Below are 20,965 nucleotides of genomic sequence, written 5' to 3' on the forward strand. Positions count from 1 at the left end.
CCTTGTCGTATTGAAAATCTAAGTATTATGAATTACAAACTGGAAGCTGGATTGCTTTTTGACGCTCGTTCCAAGTCATTGGCTCTCCGTTCGGAATTTCAACCATGTCGATCGCGCCATCAACCGGGCAGACGATTGAACATAGGTTACAGCCTACGCAATCTTCTTCACGAACTTCAAGGTAGGCATTTCCGTTTTCAGACGTTAACATATCAATACATTGGTGAGACGTGTCTTCACAAGCGATATGGCACTTATTACAGTTGATGCAAGTATCATTGTTAATGCGCGCCACGACTTTGTAGTTAAGGTCCAAGTTGCCCCAGTCAGAATAATTGCTTACTGATTTACCAATAATGCCTTCTACAGTTGCAATTTGACGGCTGTCTAAGTAGTTATTTAAGCCATCGATCATGTCTTCAACAATGCTGAATCCATGATGCATCGCTGCTGTACATACTTGAACGCTTCCTGCGCCCATAAGCATAAATTCAACCGCATCTTTCCAATCAGAAACTCCACCCATACCAGAAATCGGCAAGTTGATATCCTTATGACGGGCACATTCTGCCACCATGTTTAAGGCAATTGGTTTAACAGCTGGTCCACAGTAACCACCGTGAGCCCCTTTACCAGCAACATTCGGGAACGTTTTCCATGAATCAAGATCTACTCCAGCTAAGCTGTTGATCGTATTGATCATACTGATCGCATCAGCTCCGCCTTGAACAGCCGCATAAGCTGTAGCTGTGATATCTGTAATGTTTGGTGTTAACTTAACGATAACTGGTGTTTGAGCTACTTCTTTCGCCCAAGTTGTTTGTTTTTGAACCAAATCAGGAACTTGGCCAGATGCCGCTCCCATTCCACGCTCAGCCATTCCGTGCGGACAGCCGAAGTTTAGTTCTAAGCCATCAACACCTGCTGCTTCCGCTTTCTTTACGATTTCATGCCATTTTTCTTGCTTAGGCTCAACCATTAGAGAAGCAATGACAGCATGATCTGGGAAACGTTTTTTCGTTTCATAGATTTCTTTTAAGTTCACTTCTAGCGGACGGTCTGTAATTAACTCAATATTATTGAATCCTGCGACACGCTGTCCGTTAAAGTTCGTTCCCGCAAAACGAGATGAAACGTTTAAGATTGGATCGCCTAGTGTTTTCCACACGGCTCCTCCCCAGCCTGCTTCAAAAGCTCGTTGTACTTGATACCCTGTGTTTGTCGGCGGCGCTGAAGCTAACCAGAAAGGATTTGGTGCTTTAATGCCGGCAAAATTCACGCGTAAGTCTGCCATTCGAATTCCTCCTGCCTTTTTTTAAGTTGATTTATCGTTTTATACAGTTACTTGTTGGTTAATGAATTCCTGATGAATCGAGTGAGCAGTTAATTTACCTTGGTTAGCTGCTGTTACAACCATCGCATCGCCTTGTCCGTCTCCAAAAATAACATCGCCCACTGCGTAAATTTTTGGATTAGATGTTTGGTACGTGTCCATATTGATCTTGACAATTCCCCAATTATGCTCAAGACCGAACTCTTCAATCAAATTGACGTAACGAGTTTGACCAATCGCTTTAATCACTGCATCCGCTTCGATCGTAAATTCTGAACCTTCCACAGCAACTGGGCGACGACGGCCTGATTCATCCGGTTCTCCAAGCTCCATGCGGACACATTGCAAGCCTTCAACTTTGCCTTGTGCGTCTTTCAGAATCTTAACCGGCTGTGTCAGCCATCTGAATTCAACGCCGTCCTGCTTCGCAAATTCATATTCAAACTCATAAGCCGTCATTTCTGCTTCTGTACGGCGGTAAACCATTTTCACGTCTCCTGCGCCTAAGCGGACAGAACACGTAGCCGCATCAATCGCTGTATTACCGGCACCAACAACCACGATCTTCTTGCCGATGAATTGCTGATCAAGCGGTGGTGTTTTTGTGCTTTCCACCCAATCAATTGCGTCGTATACGCCATCTGCATCTTCGCCTTCAATGCCAAGCATTGGCACTTTAGACATCCCGATCGCAAGAACAACTTTGTCATAGCCATTGACGATCTCTTCTACAGAGATATCACGGCCGACCATTGTGTTTGTGCGGATTTCTACACCAAGATTTTCAACTTGTTCAACTTCCCATAGGGAAACTTCTTGCGGTAAACGGAAGGAAACAATTCCGAATGTATCCAATCCACCCGCTTTTTCTTTTGCTTCAAAGATCGTTACTTGGTAGCCAAGACGCGCCAATTCACGCGCTGCTGACAATCCGCCTGGTCCGCCGCCAACGATCGCAACTGTTTGACCGTTTGCTTCGCCTGCTTCAAATAACTGTTCATTATTTTGAATGGCCCAGTTTGTTGCATGGCGCTGCAAGTTACCAATCATAATAGGAAGAGAGGCATCATTTAGTACGCAAGCTCCTTCACATAACTCTTCTGTTGGACAAACACGTGCACAGCTTGCCCCCACTGGATTGGCTTCCATAATGACTTTTGCAGACCCTTTTAAATTGCCAGAAGCAATTTTCTTAATGAAAGAAGGAATATTAATGCTTGTCGGACAAGCTTTAATACATGGAGCGTCGTAACAATAAAGGCAGCGATTGGACTCGTTAATGGCCTCTGTTTCTGTTAACGCTGGCTCAATCTCACGAAAGTTCAATGTTAAATCTTCTACAGAAATCTTCTTATTCTTTACTCGGTTTAAATGCATAATTGACCCTCCTCACCTTTTTGCATGCGGTTTAATATAAACAGTTTTATATTCTGTATAGAAATCAACAGCTGTACTTCCTACTTCACGAACACCGCCAATGCCTGTTGCTTTGATTCCGCCAAATGGGAATTGAGGTTCGCTATAAGTAGAAGGCATATTCACATGGGTAAAACCAGCTTCAATACTGTTGATAAATACCATAGCTCTTTCTAAATCATTCGTATAAATAGTTGAAGATAGACCATATTCCACATTGTTCGCCCACTCCATCGCTTGATCGAAATCTTCTGCTTCCATAATGCTGATGACTGGACCGAAAATTTCTTCTTGAGCAATGGTCATGTCCGGTGTGATTCCACGGAAAAGCGTCGGTGCAACAAAGAATCCATGCGCATTATCACCATTTGTTAGGCGCTCGCCTCCAGATACTAAAACGCCATTTTCTTTTTTGGCAATTTCAATGTAATTAAGGACACTTTCCATAGACCCTTGATCGATAACAGGTCCCATTTGAGACGTTTCATTCAATGGGTTTCCAACATTTAATGCATCTACTTTTTTCTTAAGCAATGCGATAAACTCTTCTGCAATCGCTTTCAAAACGATAATCCGGCTTGTCGCTGTACATCTTTGTCCGCTTTCTCCAAATCCGCCGGCAATGGCATGATCTGTAGCAAGTTCCAAATCAGCATCTTCTAGTACAACAAATGGGTTTTTACCGCCCATCTCTGCCTGGAAGCGTCCGCCTCGTTTAGCCACTAATTGATTGATTCCTAGTCCTACTCCGTTAGAGCCTGTGAAACTGATCGCTTTAATATCTGGGTGATTCGCAATGGCATTTCCAACTGCGCGTCCAGGTCCTGTTACAAAGTTAAGAACTCCGGCAGGCAATCCTGCATCCTGATAAGCTTCTACCAGCCATAGGCTGACAAGAGGTGTTTGGCTTGATGGTTTAAAGATGACTGTACATCCGCATGATAGAGCGGTCGCAATCTTCCAAGCCGCAATCGCCAATGGAACATTCCAAGGTGTAATCACCCCTACAACTCCAATAGCTTCTCGTTTTGTGTAACCAATAATTTCTTTGTCCCAAGATGGGATCGTTTCACCAGTCAAACGTTCAGCTTCACCAGCCAAGAACCTCATCGCTCTGATCGTTCTTACCACTTCCGCTTTCGCATCCGCGTAAGATTTCCCTACTTCTTTAATGAGCTGCTCAATAAATTCCTCTGAGCGGTTTTCTATATAGCTAGCAGCGCGAAGAATGTATTGTCCTCGCTCTGGAGCTGCTTCCGTTTTCCAGCTTTTTAGTGCTTTTTTCGCTGCATCTACAGCTGCTTTCACATCTGTTTCATCTGACTGCTGGCAAATTCCAAGTTCGATGCGCTGATCTGCTGGGTTCGTGACCGTGAATGTTTCACCAGTCTGTGAAGGAACCCATTCATTCCCGATATAGTTGTTATACGTTTTTGTTTTTTGTGTTACTGTCATTTTTCACCCTCCAAATTCTAAAAATCATTGGTTTTGAATTTGAACCGTCGCTGTGAGTCCCCTTTCGTAAAAGAGTGCTTGTTGAATTTTCTTAATATTCTTAATTAGAATAGTATGATATTAAAAATACTTTGTCAATACTATTGATTGCATTTTATTATATTAAATATTGAATTAATTTTATTCATCATTTATAATTGATATCGCTTCTCAATTAGATATTGTAGTTTAGGGGTCAGTCCCCCGCCGCTTTAAAGCAGCGAGGGACTGACCCCATTTTTAAAATTTCGAGATTTGTCGAACTCTGTTCACCAATAAATGGTGTTTGTGTTGTAAAATGTAGGTATATATTAAAAGGTATGACGGATGACAAATACATAGGAAGAAGTGAAAGTTTTTGAAGAGAACTGAATTGGAAGAGAGTATAAAGCTAGCTGAAGAGAAAATTGAGTTTTATAAACAATCTTTACAGGACATGCGCAAGCAATTAAAAGCGCTGGATCAACAGGAAAAAGAGCGGGAGAAATATGTTTCCTCCAAAGAGATTGTGGACTTGATTTTTAAACACACTGGTAAGAAAGTGAATATGTCTACAATCAAGCGATGGGCCGATGAAGGCTATTTAGGAGAGGTCGTTGAGGAGAGAGAAAAATTCTGGGCGCTGCACACGAAACAAGGAAAGAAACGCTTCTTATATCCAAAGGTGCTGTCCTATCAATTCCTTCATGAAAAAGGTTACCTAAAGCCGGACTATGAAGTACTTGATCGAGTAGAGGTGACCAAACCTGGTGCCTCTCCATTGATCGGCATCATTATCGATTCATCATTGAATCAGGATGCATTTGAATATACACTTCAAATTGAAGGTTCCTTTGACATCGTAACGAACGTCCATGAAAAGTGGATGAAAAAGACCGATCAAGAGGTGGATGAAGAATGAAAGCAAGGATCAAACTGAAAAATACTACCCAAAACCAAGAGATCGCAAGAAAACTGAAAGAAGCCAATAAGAAAAATGAGTACCCTGTAGATATTTCTTTTAGCAAAGACTTAACGGAGATCTTTTTTGAGGGAGAATGCATCTGGATTCCTAAAAAGGAATGGTTTGATGAGAGCATGCTCCTTGAAGGGTATGCGAATGAAAAAGAAAGCGGATACGAAATTAAGCCGCGAGACAAAGGAAAAACCGTTAACCTACACTTGGATGCCGAACTTGTGGCTGAACTGAACGAAATTAAAAACCATGTCATCAGCAAAACACAGCATGATATTCTTTTAGAACTGTTCAAAAAGGGATTAGACCAATACAACAAAGAAAATAAATCATAATTTTATATAAACACACAAAAAAGAAGGCAATTCGCCTTCTTTTTTTATATGATCCTCCATAGTTTCAAAGCGCTTTCTTTTCTATACTAGATAAGAAGAATCGATGCCTTTCGACAAACAAGGCACGACAGGAGGATATAATGATGTACTCTCAAGAAGTAAAGACAAAGTTAATGGCGATTGCCGGACCTGAGAATGTGGATGATTCCAAAGCAGGCCGCCTTGTTTACTCATATGATGCGACCCCTAATTTTCAATCAATGCCGGATGCCGTTGTAGCTCCGCGCAATACAAAAGAAGTTTCAGAAATTGTGAAAGTCTGCAGCGAACATCAAGTTCCGATCGTCCCCCGCGGCTCCGGCACCAACCTATGTGCAGGAACTTGCCCAACTGAAGGCGGAATTGTACTGCTTTTTAAACACATGAATCAAATTCTTGAAATTGACGAAGAAAATTTAACAGTAACGGTGCAGCCAGGCGTTGTAACACTGGATATGATTCATGCCGTAGAGAAAATCGGCTTATTCTATCCGCCAGATCCAAGTTCCATGAAGATCTCAACAATTGCTGGCAATATCAATGAGAATTCCGGCGGATTGCGCGGGCTGAAATATGGAGTTACTCGTGACTACGTATTGGCTCTTGAGATTGTGCTTCCTAATGGAGACATTATCAAAACTGGTGGCAAATTGGCTAAAGACGTAGCAGGCTATGACTTAACTCGTTTATTCGTGGGTTCTGAAGGAACGCTTGGCGTGATAACAGAAGCGACATTGAAGCTGATTCCGATGCCTGAGACGAAGCAAACAATGCTTGCTTTATACCAAGATTTAGAGGCAGCCGCTCGCTCGGTTTCTAAGATTATTGCGAACAAAATTATTCCTACCACTCTTGAATTCTTAGATCAGCCGACATTGAAAGTAGTAGAAGACTTCGCACAAATCGGACTGCCGACAGATGTACAAGCGGTTCTTTTAATCGAACAAGACGGCCCAGCAGAAGTTGTTGCCCGTGATATGGAGAAAATGGCTGAAGTCTGTAAAAGCGAAATGGCGATTTCTGTACAAGTAGCTCAAACAGAAATCGAAGCGGACGCTCTTCGTACAGCCCGCCGTTCAGCCTTGTCTGCATTAGCTCGCTTGAAGCCGACCACAATTTTAGAAGATGCGACCGTTCCTCGTTCGGAAATTGCCAAAATGGTAAGAGCAATCAATGAAATCGCGGTTAAGCATAACGTGAATATTTGTACATTCGGCCATGCTGGAGATGGAAACCTGCACCCGACTTGCTTAACGGATGCCCGTGACCATGAAGAAATGGAACGCGTGGAAGAAGCGTTTGCTGAAATTTTTGCCAAAGCAATTGACCTTGGCGGTACCATCACTGGAGAACACGGTGTAGGTGTCATGAAAGCCCCTTACTTGGAATGGAAGCTCGGTGCTGAAGGAATTAATGCCATGAAAGCGATCAAGCATTCATTTGATCCGAAAAATATTATGAACCCTGGCAAAATGTTTGCTAAAGAAAGCCGTAAACGGATGGTGATCTCGAAATGACAACAGCAGCAGAGCAACGGACGATTCAAACAGAATTTCAGTCACGGATGGATGAAAACGAACTATTAAACTGTATGCGCTGCGGCTTCTGTCTCCCTTCCTGCCCGACCTATATTGAATCAGGCTATCAGGAAAGCCATTCTCCGCGCGGCCGAATCGCGTTAATGAAGGCGGTCGTAGACGGATTAATTGAGCCGGATGAAGATGTGGAGCGTTCCCTAGAGTTATGCCTTGGCTGCCGTGCTTGTGAACCGGTTTGTCCATCAGGTGTAAAGTATGGTCACCTGCTTGAAGAAGCGCGCGACATTATTCACCAAAACAAGAAATTCTCTGCACCGGTTCAAGCGCTGCGTAATGTGGTCTTTAAAGGACTATTCCCTCACCAAGATCGCATGGTGACAGTTACGAGCCTGCTCGGATTATATCAGCGTACCGGTTTACAAACAGCTGTACGTAAAGTAGGCTTTATGAACTTGTTCCCTGAGAACTTGCGGACGATGGAACGCGTGCTTCCGCAAGTGCCAAGCAAACGCGAAATGAAGAACCGTCCTACATTTTTACAAGCTGAAGGCATGATGAAAACGGCGACCGTTGCCTTTTTCTCCGGCTGTTTAATGGATACAATGTTTATGGAAACGAATAACGCGACGATGAAGCTTCTGCAAAAAGCCGGTTGCGACATTACAATTCCTAAAACGCAAGCTTGCTGCGGCGCACTTCATGGCCACAGCGGTGAAAAAGACGGCGCGAAAGAATTAGCGAGACGAAACATTGCCGCTTTTGAAGAATGCGAGGCGGATTATATTATAACGAACGCCGGCGGCTGCGGTGCATTCTTGATTGAGTACGATCACCTATTGAAAGGCGATCCTGAGTGGGCGGACCGAGCGAAAGCGTTTGTGGCGAAAATTAAAGATATTACTCAAATTCTATTTGAGCTTGATTTCCATAAAAATTTCCCACTGAAGCTTACGAATCCGCAAATCTTAACGTATCAAGATTCATGCCACTTGCGGAACGTCATGAAAACTTTCATGGCTCCGCGTATGCTGATGGGTGCGATTGAAGGCGCGGAATTCAGAGAGATGGAAGGCGCTGATCGTTGCTGCGGCTCGGCCGGTATCTATAATATCACCGAGTCTGAAATGTCAATGCAGATTCTCGATCACAAAATGGAAAAAGCGAAAGAGACAGCGGCGCACACCATCGTGACCGCTAACCCTGGGTGCCTGCTCCAAATGAAGCTCGGAATTGAGCGCGAAGGACTATCCGATAAAGTGCGCGCCGTTCATATTGTAGACTTGCTGCTTGAGGCGATAGAATAACGTTATTAAAAAGGCTGCTTTTGCTGAAGCAGCCTTTTTTGTATGGAGTTGGGAAGGTTACTCGGGGCATTCTTTCTATTTGAGGTGATATTCTTTCTAATTCGCGCGGGATTCTTTCCTGTCTCGGCGATATTCTTTCCGATTTGACTATTATTCTTTCTAGTTTGCACTTTATTCCGTCCTATCACCCATTCACCGCTATTTCGCTGCCGCATTCTTTCCACTTCGCGCGATATTCTTTCCATTTCATGTGGGATTCTTTCCGATCTCGGCAATATTCTTTCCAATTTGACTATTATTCTTTCTAGTTTGCACTTTATTCCGTCTGATCACCCATTCGCCGCTATTTCGCTGCCGCATTCTTTCCAGTTCGCGCGGGATTCTTTCCATTTCATGTGGGATTCTTTCCGATCTCGGCAATATTCTTTCCAATTTGACTATTATTCTTTCTAGTTTGCACTTTATTCCGTCCAATCATCCATTCCCCGCTATTTCGCTGCTCCATTCTTTCCAGTTCGCGCGATATTCTTTCCATTTCATTCGGTATTCTTTCCAATCTCGGCAACATTCTTTCCATTTCGTCTATTATTCTTTCTAGTTTGCACTTTATTCCGTCCGATCACCCATTCACCGCTATTTCGTTGCTCCATTCTTTCCAGTTCGCGCGATATTCTTTCCATTTCATGCTGGATTTTTTCCGATCTCGGCAACATTCTTTCCAATTACTCTATTATTCTTTCCAATTTGCACTTTATTCCGTCCGATCATCCATTCCCCGCTATTTCGCTGCTCCATTCTTTCCAGTTCGCGCGATATTCTTTCCATTTCATTCGGTATTCTTTCCAATCTCGGCAACATTCTTTCCATTTCGTCTATTATTCTTTCTAGTTTGCACTTTATTCCGTCCGATCACCCATTCACCGCTATTTCGCTGCCGCATTCTTTCCACTTCGCGCGATATTCTTTCCATTTCACGCTGGATTCTTTCCAATCTCGGTATTATTCTTTCTGTTTCCCTCCACATTCGGTCCAAACTCTTCTATATTCCTGCCGATTGTGTCTGTGCTGCGGCCTCTTGTCTCGCCAGAACAAAAAAAAAAAGGAACCCCCAGCGGAGATTTCCCTTTATTCTTCCTCGTCTTCTCTCGTTCGAACAATCGACGGCCGGTCGAAGGTGGTCCATTCTTCTTTTTTCAAAAACAGAGCCCTTATTTCTTTCTTCCTCTTCTTAGGTACTAAAATATAGAGAACATCCTCTGGCTTAAGTACCGTTCCGCCGTATGGAGTAATCAGCTTGCTGCCGCGAATAACCGCCGTAATCAGCGTATGCGGCGGAAGTTCGATGTCCTGAATTTCCTTATACGCCACGTAGGTTTCTTCATTAATTTGCAGCTCCATCATTTCACTATTGGTTTTTCCCATTGATACTAATTCCAAGCTGTGGGGCGCTTGAATCTTTTTGCTTGTTCCCATCACTTTTAAATACTGCGCTACCGGAGAAATGGCTGCCCCTTGGACAAGTGCAGATGTCAGAACGACGAAGAATACCGCATTAAAGATCAATTGGCTGTTTTCTAAGCCTTCTACTAGCGGATACGTCGCTAAAATAATCGGTACCGCCCCTTTTAACCCTGCCCAGGAGATGAATAGCTTTTCACGAACATCAAATCGGCTGAAGACTAAGCTGGCAAAGACTCCAACTGGACGCGCTACGACCATTAACAGGACGGCCAATACGATCCCTTGCCACGCCACAACAAGTAAATCCTTTGGAAAAACAAGCAAGCCGAGCAAGATAAACATGACAATCTGCATCATCCAGGCGAATCCTTCATTAAAACCAATAATGGAATGGCGATATGTCAGCTCCGCATTTCCAATTAAAACAGCCATCACATACACAGCCAAGAATCCGCTCGCATTAAATATCGTTGTCGTGCTGAATGCAAATATGGCTAAGGCAATGGACAACACCGGATAGAGCCCAGATGAATCCAGGTTGATTTTATTAATAACCCACACAGAGAATTTCCCCATCAGCAAGCCCATGAATAAACCAATTCCCATTTGCCAAAGAAAATGCAGCAACAAACTGAATGGTTCAAACGTTGGCGCCTGAATTAACTGAATCAGAGTAATTGTAAGAAATACAGCCATCGGATCATTCGTGCCTGATTCCGCTTCAAGTACAGAAGTTAGTCTTCTTTTAATATTTTTATTCCCGAGCACACTAAACACAGCCGCTGCATCGGTCGAACCAACAATCGCTCCAAACAACATCCCTTCTAACCAACTAATATCGAGCAAATATTTCGCCGCTGCACCAATCACAATTGTCGTTACAAACACACCAATCGTTGCCAATGCAAGAGAAGGTTTATACACACTTTTTACATTCTTAAAATCAGTTTGAAGCCCGCCCTCAAATAAAATGACAACGAGCGCGAGTGTTCCGATCAATTGAGTCAGCCATGCATCATCAAAATAAATATAGCGGCTGAGAACCATCCCTGCTGCAATAAAGAGCACAAGGGCAGGCAAACCTAATTTCGTCGAAAACTTGGCAGTAAAGACCCCTATCATCAATAAAACGGATAATAGCAAAATAATATTTTCAATTACACCCATTTTCCATCCCCTTAAAGTCCGTTCCTGTTGGTTGCAGACATACAGTTTTAATTACTTACCTTTAATTTTATTACAAACAAATATGTTTCACCAATAATCCGACCTCTTTTATAAGTTTAAACCTCTTGTATAAAATTGGATGGATTTGTTCATAATGTAAAATAAAACATACTGAGGTGATGAGAAATGAGATCGAGCGAACAATCTGCAGCGCCTCAACCATTTGTGATTTCGAACGTACCCTCTCAGAATATAGAAGAATTAAAGTTACGAATGGGCAACAGTCCGGACTTTGTCACTAAACAAGTTACAGACTACCCGCTAGACTTTTCTCTCTGCTTTATTGATGGACTTGTGGATAAAGCGAGTATTGAGGAATCGATCCTTCGACCACTCTTGACATGGATGAAAGAATCGGAACTCGAAGAACTTTCCCCTGTAGATCTCATTAACAGAATTGAAGTGTTTTCGCCTATTTCTTCGGTAACAGATTCTGAGAAAGTAATGAATGAACTGCTTCATGGAGCTATTATTTTGTTCGTTGAGAACTATTCTAATTCATTCGTTATCCCTATGCCTCAATGGCAAGGAAGAAATGTAGAAGAGCCTAAAGCGCAAACGCTAGTTACAGGTCCGCGAGAAGGATTCGTCGAAACACTCTCTATTAACACTTCTTTAATGAGAAGAAGGATTGCGAATCCGAACTTGCGTTTCGAAAAATATACAATAGGACGTATTACAAAAACGGAAATATTAATTTCCTATTTAGATGGAACGGTTGATCAAGCTGTCCTTGAACAAGTAAGGCTGCGCATTCAAAACATTGAGACGAACAAGGTGTTTGATGTGGGAATGATTGAAGAACTGATTGAGAAGAAGAAATATTCTCCTTTCCCAACTTTACATTCATCTGAACGGCCAGATACTGTCTGTGCAGCCATTGCAGAAGGCAAAGTCGTCATCATGATGGAAGGCACGCCATTCATGTTAATTGCACCTGCCACCTTTTTCTCGTTCTTTCAGGCTTCTGAGGATTATTATCACCGTTTTGATTTAGCCATTCTCATCAGGTTTATCCGTTTTACTGCTTTTTTTATTTCCATGCTTCTTCCAGCCTTGTATGTTGCTGTGACTACCTTTCATCAAGAACTTATTCAGACCAATTTATTGATTAGTTTAGCTGCGCAAAGAGAAGGAGTTCCCTTCCCTTCATTTGCTGAAGCGCTGGTGATGGAGGTTATCTTCGAAATTCTTCGAGAAGCCGGAATTCGGATGCCAAGACCAATTGGACCTGCTGTTTCTATCGTCGGCGCCATTGTTATTGGTGAAGCGGCTGTTGCAGCTGGCCTTGTGTCTCCAGTGATTGTTATTGTTGTTTCTTTAACGGCGATATCAAGCTTCGTGGCTCCTTATTACGCCTTTTCAGGAACGGCTCGGCTGCTGCGCTTCTTCGCCTTATTCATCGCTGCCTTCACCGGCATGTTTGGACTATTCATCTTTTTAATTGCCTTAATCATTCATATGGCTTCTTTAAATTCGTTCGGTCGATCCTATTTAACACCTCTTTCTCCCATGCACATGAAAGGGCTAAAAGATAGCTTCATTCGCCTTCCCGTATGGATCCATCAATGGAAGCTGCTGAATAAAGGAGGGAAACAGTGATGAGAAAGGGGATCACTCTTCTCCTATCGATGACGTTATTAATCAACCTATCAGGATGTATCAGCAAAACAGAACTAAACCAGCTGCAGCTGATCACAGCCATTGGGCTTGACTATGCAAAAGATGGAGTCATTCTTCATTTGCAAGTGACGAACCCCGGAGGAATTGGAACGTCTGATAATACCCAGTCCCCCGAAACGAATGCTTTGCCTGTCTATACTTATTCATATAAGGCCAAAACGATTCTAAAAGCTCTAAGAGAGGCGGAGAGTAACTTCTCCCGACATTTATTCTTCCACAACGTAGGATATTTAGTAATCGGAGAACGTTTTGCTCGCGATACTGGACTTGAAAAAATGACAGACTTCTTCGCAAGATTTTATCAAATCAGACATAACTTTCCTGTGTTCGTAGCAAAAGACACGACGGCTCAAAAGATTTTAAGCTTGTACACGGCTATTGAAGCCAACCCTTCTACCAAACTTGAAGGACAAGCGAAGAATACTTCAGGTTCCATTGGATTAACTGAATGGATTGAACTAGAACAAGTGCTAGACTGGCAATTCTCCAAAACTAGACAAGTCGTCAGTTATGGAGTAAAGACGAGAGAGGAAATATCAGAAGACGAGGAATATGAGTCTTCAAACGGAAACAAAAAAACATTTCAATTAACCGGACTGCCGATCTTTAAGAACGCGAAGCTAGTCGGATGGTATTCCGTTCGGGAAACCCGGGCATGGTCATTTATGCAAAACCGTACGGAAGAATCTATCTGGTATATTGCAGCCTGTCCTAAAGGCAAAGGCGATATCGGCGCCATGCTTCCTAAAGTCAAAACAAAAATCATACCCTCCATTCAGAATGGACAACTGACTTACACTATTCATGTCAAAGGAAAAGGCATTCTTCAAGAAATTACTTGCGGCTATCCATTGAGTGATCCGGCTACTTACCCTAAGCTCAATCAGGCACTAGAGAAATCGATCGAAAAAGATATGCACGATACGGTGAAAAGAGCGCAGAAATATTCGTCCGATGTACTGGGGTTTGGAGAATTGCTGTATCAAGAGATGCCACAGGAATTTAAAAAGCGAGAGAAACAGTGGCCAAAGAATTTTAAACAAGCAAAAGTGATCGTAAAAGCTGATATCCGTATTTCATCTCCAGGTTCTCGGGTGAAGAGTATTCATGAGCACAATAAGTAAAAGGAAGGAGGAGCATCATTGAAGCCAACTTTATCTAAATGGCAATTTAATTGGGCGATGATCAGCTTCTTAACGGGCAGCTCTTTATTGATGGCTCCTGCCCTTACCACTGTCTACGCCCTGCAGGATGCATGGATTTCTATGATTGTAGCTACGTTGGCCGGAGTGATCATTAACCTTCCTCTCTTGCTTCTATTAAAAAAATATCGCTACCATTCGATTTATACACTTCTCGAAGCAGTTATAGGAAAATGGGGAGGCCGTTTTGTCAGCTTAATCATCGTATGGTTTGCAATTCACCTAGCTGCTTTAATTGTTCGTAATTTAAGCAATTTTATGATTACAGTCGTCACCCCTAACAGTTCCATATATATTTACCAGATTATGATTATGGGGCTAGTCGTATATTCCGCTTATATTGGATTTGAAAATGTCTTTCGGGTGAATGAGCTGCTGGCTCCTTTCATGGTGATCTTTCTGTTCATTGCCCTGCTTCTAGTCATCAATCAGTTTACTTTCCAAAAGTTAAAACCGGTGTTAGGAGAAGGAATTATGCCTATCTTAAAAGGAGCTTATCCGACCATCGGCTTTCCATTCATCGAGATTATTCTCATCACTGTTTTTATTACTTACATTAAACAAAAAGATAAAGTCATACCTGAATTTTTACTGACGTTATTTATATCTGGAATGATCTTAACCCTAGTGATATTTATTGCCATTGGCGATCATGGGCCGAGCCTTATCAGCCGTGAATCGTATCCAACTTATGATTTAGTGAAAGATGTCACGGCAACTGAATTATTTGAACGAATCGAAATTATTGTAGCGACTATCTGGATTTTCGGTATATTCGTTAAGATCACGATCTCGTTTCTAGCCGCCACACATGGTTTAAAGTACATCTTAAATCGGAAGACGGACAAAATTTTCATCCTTCCGGGGGCAGCGCTAATCATCATTTTAAGCAATGTTTTACATCCAGATATCATTCATTTCTCAAACTTTGTTTCCACCTATTGGACGGTTTACTGGTTCGGCCTCTACCTTCTTTTAGTCGTCATTTTATCAATTGGACTGTTGTTTAAGCGTCATAAGACTCTTCCACCGATGAATAAATCTGGATAAAAAAGAACATCCCTCTGGCGTTCAAGGGATGTTCTTCACTTATTATTCTTCAGGTTCATCAACAATTTCAAAGTTGGATTCGTCACTCACGGAGACATTGACTTTACCGCCAAACTGATCTTCAGGATCCTCTACTTTCACTGTAATTAAATCCTCCGCCATGCTGTCTATCGGGTAATATTCTCCTTTTTCAAACTCGAAGCTGACTTCACTTGATCCTTCTTGAAAACTCTTGAGCACCTTTAAATATTTCATCATGAACCCTCCAAGGTAACTGTAATATATATACATTTACCCAAAAGGTGGTCCACTTACTCCTTTTTCTCTAAAACACTTATGTCCGGTGAAAAGACCCAACCACTTCGACCGTTTCCGTAATGTTCACAAATGCACTGGGATCGGTATCATGAATCAGCTTCTTCACATCGGTTAATTGATAACGAGTCAATACAGTAATTAACACGGTACGGCCTTCACCTGTATAGGCTCCCTGACCGTTCATCACCGTCACTCCGCGGTAAAGATTGGAAAGCAGCGACTGCTTCATTTCTTCCCCTTTTTCCGTAATAATCATTAACGTCAGTTTAATATGATTCGTGTGAATCGTGTCCACAACTTTTCCTGTCGCATAAATGGCGATCATTGTATTAAGTGCGGCATCCCAGCTAAAAATAAAACCAGAAATAATGACGACTACCGCATTCATCGCTGATAGAAGAGCGCCAAGCGGGAAATCTCTTTTCTTCGTTAACAGCATGGCGATAATATCAAACCCGCCAGATGATCCAGAAGCCCGAAAGATCAGCCCAATCCCAAGTCCTGTGATCACTCCGCCAAATAAAGAAGAAAGAATCGGTTCAGTCGATATTTCCACGACTGGCACGACATACAGACTGACGGAAATCGCCACAACCGCAAAGATGGTATAGAAAATAAATTGTTTCCCTAGCTTAAATACTCCAACAATCAGCAATGGGAGGTTAAGCAGAAAGTTCAGCACCCCGGTATTGATCGGCGTAATAATTCCAAGCATAATCGCAATGCCGCTAAGACCACTGCTTAAAATATGATGGGGAATCAGAAATAAATTGTATGCAACCCCCACTAAAAATGAACCAACGAGCATCAAAATAATTTGCCCCATCTCTTCTCCCCCTTTTTCCAACTAAATATAATTAATTATAGAGGAGAAATTGGCAATAAAAGAGATAATAGTTTTTTCTGAAAAGCAAAAAAATGGAGAAATGAGATCTTTCTCTCACTCCTCCATTTTCGCTTTTATCATCGCAGTAAATGCGGCTGGGTCATCCAAACGAAGGTAGATTTTCTCCACTTGTTTCGTGATCCCGTACATTGACTTCGCTTGCAGCGGTTCCTTTAGCTCAATCACAAGATGCGGCTCGCCTTTTTCTAAATCAGCATAAAGTCCATGAAAAGCGGTTTTATCATGTTCGTTGTATTCCCCATGTTCTGGTGCTTTCATTGCTTGAATGGATGCAAAAGGTACATGAATCCGTTTCATTAATCCCATTTGAATGGAAACCTGATGATGCTCGACCGTAATCGGATTTAAACGGATCGCATGAATTTCTCCAATGAAAAACAGGACCGTGTATACATTCAATAGCAGAAGCACCCATGAAAGCATAGGATTGATGGAGTGAATCAACCAATGTACGCCCACCGTTTCAAGCACAATCGCATGAATCAGCATGATGTAGAAGGCAATCACACTTGTTTTCTTATGAGCAGTGAAATGCTGGGGAGATGCCGGCGCCTTTTTTCGCCAGCTGAACAATGCGTGGCGGATCAGTTGATATTCCGTCATCAAAATGTTGGCTAAACGGTTCCCTGCAAATTGCTGATCTGCTTTGAGTGAAAGTGCCATCGCAGGCGGCAAAATTCCCTTCTCTGCATGAAGATCCGCTTTCACTTTACGAACCCAGCGAAAGAGTGAAAAAATGATCCAAATCTCTGCAGCAAACAGAGCGGCTTCTCCAGTTACCAGTACCCAGCCGACCCACTCCATTCCGGCAAGCCGTCCATCCGGCAGCATCATTTTGCCCACAAAAAATCCGGCTAGTGCGACTCCCAGTATTGGTGTAATTGACCTTTTTTTGCGAAGGATCATAACATAGGCCAGGAGCGGCAGCACGACGACAAAATCAATTAACGTTCCGACCGTCATCCAATATTGATCCTCCGGTGGCAAGGTCAATAGGTGGTGCGCTGAATAATTGGATATCATGATCAGTAAAGCGACCGGGATAAACCACTTCCATTTTGTTTTGAATTCAGCTGATGTTTGCATGTAACTTCACCTGCTTTGTTAGTGTTGTTACTATTATTATACGCTAGGAATGCGGTTTATTTTTTACTAAATATGACATATAAGGAAACAAATACTTTTGGTTTTTTTCTGTGTTGGATTAGTTACTCATCCGTCCTAAAATAAATGGTGAAAATAGAATGATCATTAAATTATTTCCTAAATCGCCGTTAGAAAGTAAAAAGGCGCCGTTAGAATTCCATTAACCGCCGATAGAACGTCCAAAGGCGCCGTTAGATTTACCAAAGCCGCCGATAGAATTCACTTATCCGCCGTTAGAACATCCTAAGCGGCTGATAGCACCCCGGCAGGCAGATGATCAAGTTCAAAATGTCCCTCAATATTCCCAAAATTACCGCTCGTCGCCCGTAATTCCCCTTTAACCTCCGCAATTTCCAGTCAATAACATCATAATTCACACCCTAAATGAACAACCTATTTTTGAGGTGTTGTAAATGAGATATAAATTAGCGTTAAGTTGTTTATTGATCATGTTTTTATTCACACCGAACGCCTTGGCGCAGCCGAACGCAAGCGGCCAAGTTGAAATATTTGATATCAAGCAGGAACAAGTCGTGAAGACCCGTCCAGTAAATCCAGCCATTGAAAAAGAAGCGAAAACTTATCTCACAAACATCACTGACCTTTATCGCAAGGCCAGTCCGATTCCAAAAGAAGGATTTATGATCAAAATCCCACTGGAACCGGCCGTTCAACTCCAGAATCAATGGATGAACGAGCCTGTAGATCAAGTGATCGTGGTCGTCGGAGAAAAGGAAAAACCGTTTTTGCTGGTGCTTGATAAACAAAATCAGGCTCGTCTTTTCACCTTTAAAGGTGACGTCAATGAGCTCTTGAAATTGTTAGATTACACTCCATAAGAGGTCAGCCGTTTAGGCTACCTCTTTACATAAAAAAACGAACCGTCCATTGGAGACGGTTCATTTAGTATGTATTATTGCATAGGCAGCTGTGGCTTGTCCTCTTCTTTTTTCACTTTTACTTTATCGATCTTATCCACAAACATTTGGAATACTTTTTTCTTTTCTTCAAGATCTTTAATGTCTGATTTCAGCTGCGTAAATTTCTTCTCAAATGGTGTATGGTACAATTCACGAATATTGCGGATGATCTCGTCATTCACCGTTGACTGAATGACTTGCTTCGTGATGCTGAACTTATAAGAATACACCTGCAAATCCCGCTTCATCTCTTCGTATTCTCTATCTATTTCATTTAATAAATCACAGATCTCTGTTTTCCACTCTTTCAATGATTTTTCCACATGCTCCTCCATATCGTCACTCCTTTGCTTTGTGAATCTAGACTTTTGGCTATCCTCCATTGTAACAACCAAACTTTTCAGAATGATTGCTGTTTAATTACATCGTATGTATGTTTAATGAAATCGAGTTTACAGAAAGACAAAGAGTAAGTATATTCGCATATTATTTCAATTTAAAACGAACCCTATGCTATAGGAGGTGACGAAATGAAAAAGGAAGACAACTCTAAAGAAATTGGTCAAAAATCTAGTTCAATGAATGCGATGGATCAAGGTTTAAATCTAATCGCACAAACGATTAATCGCGCCACCGGGTTGGATAAAGGCAATGATGGCAAAGTCGAAAAGAAATGATAATAATGAACGCTTAATAAAAATAAAGGCCTGATGTATAACTCTAATCCTTTCCATTCTTGATCTATTGTTGGGCTTTCTCCAATTAACTATTTAATATACGCTTTCATCTGTGCTAAAGTAGTTGAGGAAACTATTTCAGAATACTATTCAACGTGTATTCTGATAGGAAAGATCAGAATGGAGAGTGCTTCATGCGTCGTGAATTTATTATACGATGGACGTTTTTTACGATAGGTCTCGTGATTCTTGCACTGGGAGTTGCGTTTACGATTAAAGGAAAAGTTATGGGCATTGGCCCGTGGGATGTCTTTCATTATGGCTTATTTAAGCAGCTTGGACTGTCGATTGGGACATGGTCGATCATTACCGGAATCATCATTATCCTGGCCACTTGGGCAGGAACGAAAACACCGCCGAAAGCTGGTGCTGTTTTAAACATGCTACTGCTCGGTGTGTTCATCGATCTATTTAACGCCCTGCTCATCACGCCGCAATCATTTCTTGTACAATTCATGTTTTTTGTGATTGGCGTCATCATTCTTGGGTTTGGGATCAGTCTGTATGTATCAGCAGATGTAGGCGCAGGCCCGCGTGATAGTTTAATGCTGCTAATTGTTGAAAAGACTGGCTGGAGCATAGCCTTTGTCAGGAATGGCATGGAAGTAGCCGTTTTTCTTTTAGGCTGGCTTCTTGGCGGACCGGTGGGAATCGGAACGGTCTTTATCGCTTTATTCTTAGGCAAGATCATTCAAATGACACTGCCAATCTGTCAAAAGTGGTTGAAGCATTTGATTGAAAATAGGCTTTTGCACATCGTCATCAGGCGCTTCAGGATTGGAAGGCTTTAATGAATGGTCTTCGTTTTCATCACATGCTCTTTGTTTAGGCTGTACAGCTCCTCGGCAAATTGAATACTATTTATAAACATTTTTTGAACGTACATCTATTTTGATGTGCGTTTTTTTTTGCTTTTTATTAAATAACAGATAAGTAATATAGTATTTACTTAATGTTTATAATGCTGTAACCATCGCTTTATATTCCCTTGTTATTTTTGTTGTGAGCTATAAAACAACTAGAGCGAGGGAGAGAGATCAAAATGACTGTAAAATGGAAAGCTGCATTAGGTGCGGCTGTTATGGGGTTATCTATTATGGGGACAAGCCTATCTGCAGGTGCTTCATCAAACGATAAAGACATTCTGAACGTAGCCCACCGCGGTGCGTCAGGTCATGCGCCTGAGCATACGATCACTTCATATAAAATGGGTGAGCAAATGCACGGTGACTATATTGAAATCGACCTACAAATGACAAAGGACGGCGAATTGATTGCGATGCACGATGAGACGCTTGACCGCACAACGAACGGAACAGGACAGGTAAAGGATCACACGCTTGCTGAAATCAAGCAATTGGATGCTGGCTCTTGGTTCAATGAAAAGTATCCAGAAATGGCTAAGCCGGAATATGCCGGACTGAAGGTGCCGACACTTGATGAAGTATTCCAAACGTTTGGCAAGAATGCTAACTATTATATTGAAACCAAATCTCCTGAAGTGTACCCAGGAATGGAAGAAGCACTGCTTGAGAAAGTAAAGCAATATGGCATTAATAAAGACACGCTTCTCGTGCAGTCATTCAGTGCGGCTAGCTTATTAAAAATGCACGATCTTGATCCTTCTGTTAATCTAGTACAGCTGATGTGGTATACAAGCCCTGCAACACTCAGTGATGCAGAGCTTGCTGCAGTAAAGCAATATGCCATCGGAATCGGACCGAACAGCTCGATGATTGACCAGGAATACGTACATAAAGTCGTTAACAGCGGACTAGAGATCCATCCGTACACTGTGAATGAAAAAGAAGAAATGCAAAAACTGATCGACTGGGGAGTAACAGGAATTTTCACGAATTTCCCTGACCGTCTGAATGAGGTTTTAAAAGGTAAATAAATG

General features: G+C 42.1%; 22 protein-coding genes. 11 read left to right on the top strand and 11 right to left on the bottom strand.

The window, feature by feature from the left end; genetic code table 11:
* Positions 1-25: 25 nt before the first annotated feature.
* The 3 genes from preA to JOC78_RS07675 are packed head-to-tail and all read right to left on the bottom strand — an operon-like array spanning position 26 to position 4,204.
* Complete coding sequence (gene preA, locus JOC78_RS07665; protein WP_204553925.1) at positions 26-1,294, bottom strand: NAD-dependent dihydropyrimidine dehydrogenase subunit PreA; 1,269 nt, start codon at positions 1,292-1,294, stop codon at positions 26-28.
* A 39-nt stretch (positions 1,295-1,333) separates the two neighbouring features.
* A complete protein-coding gene (locus tag JOC78_RS07670; RefSeq protein WP_204553926.1) occupies positions 1,334-2,710 on the bottom strand; it encodes an NAD(P)-dependent oxidoreductase in 1,377 nt (458 codons plus the stop codon).
* A gap of 12 nt (positions 2,711-2,722) precedes the next feature.
* Positions 2,723-4,204, bottom strand: a complete 1,482-nt coding sequence (locus JOC78_RS07675; protein WP_204553927.1) for an aldehyde dehydrogenase family protein — start codon at positions 4,202-4,204, stop codon at positions 2,723-2,725.
* A 397-nt stretch (positions 4,205-4,601) separates the two neighbouring features.
* Here JOC78_RS07675 and JOC78_RS07680 point away from each other — a divergent pair, with 397 nt between their 5' ends.
* The 4 genes from JOC78_RS07680 to JOC78_RS07695 all read left to right on the top strand — a co-directional run bounded on the left by JOC78_RS07680 (position 4,602) and on the right by JOC78_RS07695 (position 8,414).
* Positions 4,602-5,144, top strand: a complete 543-nt coding sequence (locus tag JOC78_RS07680) for a hypothetical protein (protein ID WP_204553928.1) — start codon at positions 4,602-4,604, stop codon at positions 5,142-5,144.
* A complete protein-coding gene (locus JOC78_RS07685; protein ID WP_204553929.1) occupies positions 5,141-5,533 on the top strand; it encodes a hypothetical protein in 393 nt (130 codons plus the stop codon). The genes JOC78_RS07680 and JOC78_RS07685 overlap by 4 nt, the downstream gene beginning before the upstream one ends.
* Before the next feature lie 143 nt (positions 5,534-5,676).
* Positions 5,677-7,089, top strand: coding sequence for a glycolate oxidase subunit GlcD (gene glcD / locus JOC78_RS07690; RefSeq protein ID WP_204553930.1), 1,413 nt, complete (start codon positions 5,677-5,679; stop codon positions 7,087-7,089).
* Positions 7,086-8,414, top strand: coding sequence for a (Fe-S)-binding protein (locus JOC78_RS07695; RefSeq protein ID WP_204553931.1), 1,329 nt, complete (start codon positions 7,086-7,088; stop codon positions 8,412-8,414). Before glcD ends, JOC78_RS07695 begins: the two co-directional genes overlap by 4 nt.
* Positions 8,415-8,805: 391 nt before the next feature.
* On the opposite strand, the gene JOC78_RS07700 is transcribed toward JOC78_RS07695, so the two are convergent.
* The 4 genes from JOC78_RS07700 to JOC78_RS07715 all read right to left on the bottom strand — a co-directional run bounded on the left by JOC78_RS07700 (position 8,806) and on the right by JOC78_RS07715 (position 11,042).
* A complete protein-coding gene (locus JOC78_RS07700; RefSeq protein ID WP_204553932.1) occupies positions 8,806-8,991 on the bottom strand; it encodes a hypothetical protein in 186 nt (61 codons plus the stop codon).
* A gap of 104 nt (positions 8,992-9,095) precedes the next feature.
* Positions 9,096-9,239 carry a hypothetical protein gene (locus JOC78_RS07705; protein ID WP_204553933.1) on the bottom strand — a complete coding sequence of 48 codons (144 nt, stop codon included), beginning with the start codon at positions 9,237-9,239 and terminating at the stop codon, positions 9,096-9,098.
* A 1-nt stretch (position 9,240) separates the two neighbouring features.
* On the bottom strand, positions 9,241-9,438 hold the full coding sequence (locus JOC78_RS07710; RefSeq protein WP_204553934.1) for a hypothetical protein: 198 nt from the start codon (positions 9,436-9,438) through the stop codon (positions 9,241-9,243).
* A 101-nt stretch (positions 9,439-9,539) separates the two neighbouring features.
* Entirely contained in the window at positions 9,540-11,042 is a 1,503-nt protein-coding gene (locus tag JOC78_RS07715) for a potassium/proton antiporter (protein ID WP_204553935.1), read from the bottom strand.
* Positions 11,043-11,228: 186 nt separating this feature from the next.
* Here JOC78_RS07715 and JOC78_RS07720 point away from each other — a divergent pair, with 186 nt between their 5' ends.
* The 3 genes from JOC78_RS07720 to JOC78_RS07730 are packed head-to-tail and all read left to right on the top strand — an operon-like array spanning position 11,229 to position 15,037.
* Complete coding sequence (locus JOC78_RS07720; protein ID WP_204553936.1) at positions 11,229-12,704, top strand: spore germination protein; 1,476 nt, start codon at positions 11,229-11,231, stop codon at positions 12,702-12,704.
* On the top strand, positions 12,704-13,909 hold the full coding sequence (locus JOC78_RS07725) for a Ger(x)C family spore germination protein (protein WP_204553937.1): 1,206 nt from the start codon (positions 12,704-12,706) through the stop codon (positions 13,907-13,909). The genes JOC78_RS07720 and JOC78_RS07725 overlap by 1 nt, the downstream gene beginning before the upstream one ends.
* 18 nt (positions 13,910-13,927) lie before the next feature.
* Entirely contained in the window at positions 13,928-15,037 is a 1,110-nt protein-coding gene (locus JOC78_RS07730) for a GerAB/ArcD/ProY family transporter (protein WP_204553938.1), read from the top strand.
* Positions 15,038-15,079: 42 nt separating this feature from the next.
* Here JOC78_RS07730 and JOC78_RS07735 read toward each other — a convergent pair whose 3' ends face one another.
* The 3 genes from JOC78_RS07735 to JOC78_RS07745 form a co-directional block, all read right to left on the bottom strand.
* Positions 15,080-15,292, bottom strand: coding sequence for a hypothetical protein (locus JOC78_RS07735; protein ID WP_204553939.1), 213 nt, complete (start codon positions 15,290-15,292; stop codon positions 15,080-15,082).
* Between the two features lie 79 nt (positions 15,293-15,371).
* A complete protein-coding gene (locus tag JOC78_RS07740) occupies positions 15,372-16,181 on the bottom strand; it encodes a YitT family protein (RefSeq protein WP_204553940.1) in 810 nt (269 codons plus the stop codon).
* 114 nt (positions 16,182-16,295) lie between these two features.
* Positions 16,296-17,348 carry a hypothetical protein gene (locus JOC78_RS07745; RefSeq protein WP_204553941.1) on the bottom strand — a complete coding sequence of 351 codons (1,053 nt, stop codon included), beginning with the start codon at positions 17,346-17,348 and terminating at the stop codon, positions 16,296-16,298.
* A 473-nt stretch (positions 17,349-17,821) separates the two neighbouring features.
* Between JOC78_RS07745 and JOC78_RS07750 the strand changes: the two genes are divergently transcribed.
* Positions 17,822-18,247: a hypothetical protein gene (locus tag JOC78_RS07750; protein ID WP_204553942.1), complete on the top strand. Its 426-nt coding sequence runs from the start codon at positions 17,822-17,824 to the stop codon at positions 18,245-18,247.
* A gap of 74 nt (positions 18,248-18,321) precedes the next feature.
* Here the strand turns inward: JOC78_RS07750 and JOC78_RS07755 are convergent, their stop codons facing one another.
* On the bottom strand, positions 18,322-18,663 hold the full coding sequence (locus tag JOC78_RS07755; protein ID WP_204553943.1) for a hypothetical protein: 342 nt from the start codon (positions 18,661-18,663) through the stop codon (positions 18,322-18,324).
* A gap of 195 nt (positions 18,664-18,858) precedes the next feature.
* Here JOC78_RS07755 and JOC78_RS07760 point away from each other — a divergent pair, with 195 nt between their 5' ends.
* From JOC78_RS07760 to JOC78_RS07770, 3 genes are all read left to right on the top strand, one after another.
* Positions 18,859-19,005: a hypothetical protein gene (locus JOC78_RS07760; RefSeq protein ID WP_204553944.1), complete on the top strand. Its 147-nt coding sequence runs from the start codon at positions 18,859-18,861 to the stop codon at positions 19,003-19,005.
* A 194-nt stretch (positions 19,006-19,199) separates the two neighbouring features.
* Positions 19,200-19,856 (top strand): YczE/YyaS/YitT family protein, encoded by a 657-nt coding sequence (locus JOC78_RS07765; RefSeq protein WP_204553945.1) that lies wholly within the window; start codon positions 19,200-19,202, stop codon positions 19,854-19,856.
* 251 nt (positions 19,857-20,107) lie between these two features.
* Positions 20,108-20,962 carry a glycerophosphodiester phosphodiesterase gene (locus tag JOC78_RS07770; protein ID WP_204553946.1) on the top strand — a complete coding sequence of 285 codons (855 nt, stop codon included), beginning with the start codon at positions 20,108-20,110 and terminating at the stop codon, positions 20,960-20,962.
* The last annotated feature ends 3 nt before the right edge of the window (positions 20,963-20,965 follow it).

Origin of the sequence: Bacillus ectoiniformans (genome assembly GCF_016908875.1) — a bacterium.
Classification (GTDB): domain Bacteria; phylum Bacillota; class Bacilli; order Bacillales; family Domibacillaceae; genus Bacillus_BX; species Bacillus_BX ectoiniformans.